We start from the raw sequence: 2,469 nt of genomic DNA, 5'->3' as shown, positions 1-2,469 counted from the left end.
CACCCCCGGGTGCGCGGGTCCGCCCGACGGCGCAACGGCGTCCTCCGGGCCGGCCGAACGGCCCGCCCGGAGGTCGGGGCGGCGGCACGACGGTTCGCACGACACGACGGCCCGCGCGACTCGACGGTTCGCCCGCACCGGCGGCCCGCGCGGCACGGCGGTTCACCAGCACGACGGCTCAGCAGCACGACGGACGGGACCACGCGCATGACCTCCGAGACCAGCCCCTCCGAGCCCTCCGACCCCGTCGTCCCGGGTGGCTCCTGCGACCCCGCGGACCCCTTCGACCTCGCGGGCAGGGCCGCCGCCCGGGCCGCGCTGCTGGCCGGCCCCGGCCCGGGCGGCCGCCCCCGCCGCCGGGCGCTCGCCCGGCTCGCCGACGACTGGCTGGCCGGTCTGCTCGCGGCCGCCAGCGCCCCGCCCCGCGTCGCCCTGGTCGCGGTCGGCGGGTACGGGCGGGGCGAGCTGTCCCCACGCAGCGACCTGGACGTCCTGCTTCTGCACGACGGCCCGATCCCCCGGGAGCTGCCCGAGCGGATCTGGTACCCGGTCTGGGACTCGGGCGCCAGGCTCGACCACGCCGTGCGCACCGTCGCCCAGGCCCGCTCGGTCGCCGCCGCCGACCTCAAGGTCCAGCTCGGCCTGCTGGACGCCCGTCACCTCGCCGGGGACCGGGCGCTCACCGACGCCCTGCGCGCCGCGGTGCTCACCGACTGGCGCGCGAGCGCCCCCGCGCGCCTGCCGGAGCTTCGAGAGCTGGGCCGCGAGCGGGCCGAACGGCACGGTGAGCTGTCCTTCCTGCTGGAGCCCGACCTCAAGGAGGCCCGCGGCGGCCTGCGCGACGTCGTGGCGCTGGACGCGATCGCCGCCACCTGGCTGGCCGACGCGCCCCGGGAAGGCCTGGACGCCGCCGCACAGCGGCTGGCCGACGTGCGCGACGCCCTGCACCTGGTCACCGGCCGGGCCACCGAACGGCTCAGCCTCCAGGACCAGGACCAGGTCGCCGAGCGGCTCGGGGTGCTGGACGCCGACACCCTGCTGCGCCAGGTCTACGAGGCGGCCCGCACCATCGCGTACGCGGGCGACGTCACCTGGCGGGCGGTGGACCGGGTGCTCGCGGCCCGCGGCGGCCGGGCCCGGCGGGTGCGCCGGCCGGGCATCCGGTTCGTCGGCTCCGGACGCGGCACCGGCGCGGTGGCCCGGGGCGCGGTCGAGCGGCGGCCGCTCGCCGAGGGCGTGGTCGAGCAGGACGGCGAGGCGGTGCTCGCCCGGGGCGCCCGCCCCGCCGCCGACCCGGTGCTGACGCTGCGCGCCGCGGCCGCCGCCGCGCAGAACGGGCTGACCGTCTCGTACGCCACGGTGCGCCGACTGGCCGCCGAGTGCCGCCCGCTGCCGGTGCCCTGGCCGGACGAGGCGCGCGAGCAGCTGGTCACCCTGCTGGGCGCGGGGGAGTCGGCCGTCCCGGTGTGGGAGGCGCTGGAGGCGCAGGGGCTGGTCCGCCGGCTGCTGCCGGACTGGGAGCGGGTGCGCTGCCGTCCGCAGCGCAACGCGGTGCACCGCTGGACGGTGGACCGGCACCTGGTGGAGACGGCGGTGCGGGCCGCCGCGATGACCCGCCGGGTGGCCCGGCCGGACCTGCTGCTCGTCGCCGCGCTGCTGCACGACATCGGCAAGGGCTGGCCGGGGGACCACAGCGCGGCCGGCGAGGTGATCGTCCGCGACCTCGGCGCCCGGATGGGCTTCGGCCCCGAGGACACCGAGACCCTGGCGGTACTGGTCCGCCACCACCTGACCCTGGTGGACACCGCGACCCGGCGCGATCCGGACGACCCGGCCACCGTCGAGGCGATCACCAAGGCGGTCACCACCCTGCCGGAGCTGGAGCTGCTGCACGCGCTCACCGAGGCGGACGCGCTGGCCACCGGGCCGGCCGCGTGGAGCGGCTGGCGGGCCTCGCTGGTGGACGGGCTGGTGGCCCGGGTGGCGGACCGGCTGGCCGGGGCGGGAGTCCCGCCGGTCGAGGCGGCGCCGACCGCCGAGCAGGAGCGGCTGGCGGTCGAGGCCGCCCGGACCGGGCAGCCGGCGCTGTCGCTGCGGGCCCGGTCGGAGGGGGCGGAGCCGGGCGCCGAGCCGATGGGCGTCGAGCTGAACCTGGCGGTCCCGGACCGTCCCGGACTGCTCGGCACCGCCGCCGGGGTGCTCGCGCTGCACCGGCTGGCCGTCCGTTCGGCCGGGCTGCGCGAGCTGGACCCGGTGGGCGCCGGGCCGGTGCTGGTGCTGTCCTGGCGGGTGGCGGCCGAGTACGGCGAGCTGCCGGAGGCGGCCCGGCTGCGGGCCGACCTGCGCCGGGCACTGGACGGCTCGCTGGACGTCGCCCGCCGCCTCGCCGAGCGGGACGCCGCCGCCCCGCGCAGACGTCGCGGGTCAGCTTGCCGGCCGCGTCCTTGGACCAGGAGGCGCTGTCGTTGC

The 2,469-nt window shown here is 79.5% G+C and carries 1 protein-coding gene; it reads left to right on the top strand.

The genetic code is table 11. The features are described from left to right. Positions 1 to 207: 207 nt before the first annotated feature. Positions 208 to 2,469 (top strand): [protein-PII] uridylyltransferase (locus ACIQOV_RS37330; RefSeq protein ID WP_401055231.1); only part of this gene is annotated, 2,262 nt, incomplete at its 3' end.

It is taken from the genome of Kitasatospora sp. NPDC091257 (genome assembly GCF_044757675.1).
GTDB classification, from domain to species: Bacteria; Actinomycetota; Actinomycetes; order Streptomycetales; family Streptomycetaceae; genus Kitasatospora; species Kitasatospora lactacystinica.
Note: the sequence above shows the minus strand (reverse complement) of the source record. Positions and strands in the feature narration are given on the sequence as shown.